At 69.9% G+C, this 887-nt stretch carries 1 protein-coding gene and 1 pseudogene; one reads left to right on the forward strand and one right to left on the reverse strand.

What is annotated here, in order from left to right; all coding sequences use genetic code 11:
* A pseudogene (locus A5700_RS24645) lies at positions 1-279 on the forward strand (hypothetical protein); the annotation flags it as partial.
* Between the two features lie 3 nt (positions 280-282).
* On the opposite strand, the gene A5700_RS24650 reads toward A5700_RS24645, so the two are convergent.
* The coding region (locus tag A5700_RS24650) for a VWA domain-containing protein (RefSeq protein WP_156671433.1) at positions 283-887 on the reverse strand (605 nt) is incomplete at its 5' end.

An 887-nucleotide genomic window follows, 5' to 3' on the forward strand; every position in this document is an offset into this window, starting at 1 on the left:
TTCGGCACCAAGGGCGGCGAAATCGAGATGGACGGGCAGCGCGTCGCCGTGCCCGTCTCGACCGACCAGATGAAGACCGTCGCCAAGCTCTCCGGCGGGCAGGCCTACACCGCGACCAACGCCGCCGAGCTCAACAAGAGCTACAACGCCATCGAGAACGAGATCGGCTACCGCACGGTGCCCGGCCCCGGCAGCGCCGGCTGGTTGCGGCTGGGGGTCGTCGCGGCGCTGATCGCGACGGTGTTGGCGTTGGTCCTCAACCGGCGCCTGCCCACCTGAGACTCAGGCGGGCAGCCGGCGGTTGAGCAGCAGCCCGGCCAGCACGGCACCGGCCATGGCGACGGTGCCCAGCAGCATCCAGGCCAGGCTGGCGTCGCCCTTCACGGACTCGTAGCCGATCTGGCGCTGCAGGGTCGTGTAGACGTTCTTCAGCGAGTCCAGGCTGTCGGCGTGAAACGACTGGCCGTCGGTGATCTCGCAGATTTTCTGCAGGGTCTGGTCGTCCACGGGCACCGGGATGGTGGCCCCCTCGTAGTCGACGGTGCCGTAGGGCGTGCCGAACGAGATCGTCGAGATCTGCACGCCCTCGGACTTCGCGGCGCGGGCCGCGGTGAAGGCGCCCTGCGGGGCGTTGGGGTCCAGCGGCACGTTCTCGGCGCCGTCGGATTCCAGCACGATGCGGGCGGGTGGCGGCTTGTCGCCGCCGACCACCGCGGTGGCGCTGATCGCGTGCAGGGCGGTGAAAATGGCCTCGCCGGTGGCCGTGCTGTCCGCGAAGTCCAGCTTCTTCAGCGCCTCGATGGTCGCCTGGTGTTGGGGCGTCGGCGGGACCAGCAGATACGGCGTCCCGGAGAACGCCACCAGCCCCAGGTTGACGCCGGGCGTCA

It is taken from the genome of Mycobacterium sp. E1214, from assembly GCF_001666755.1.
In the GTDB taxonomy this organism is placed as follows: Bacteria; Actinomycetota; Actinomycetes; order Mycobacteriales; family Mycobacteriaceae; genus Mycobacterium.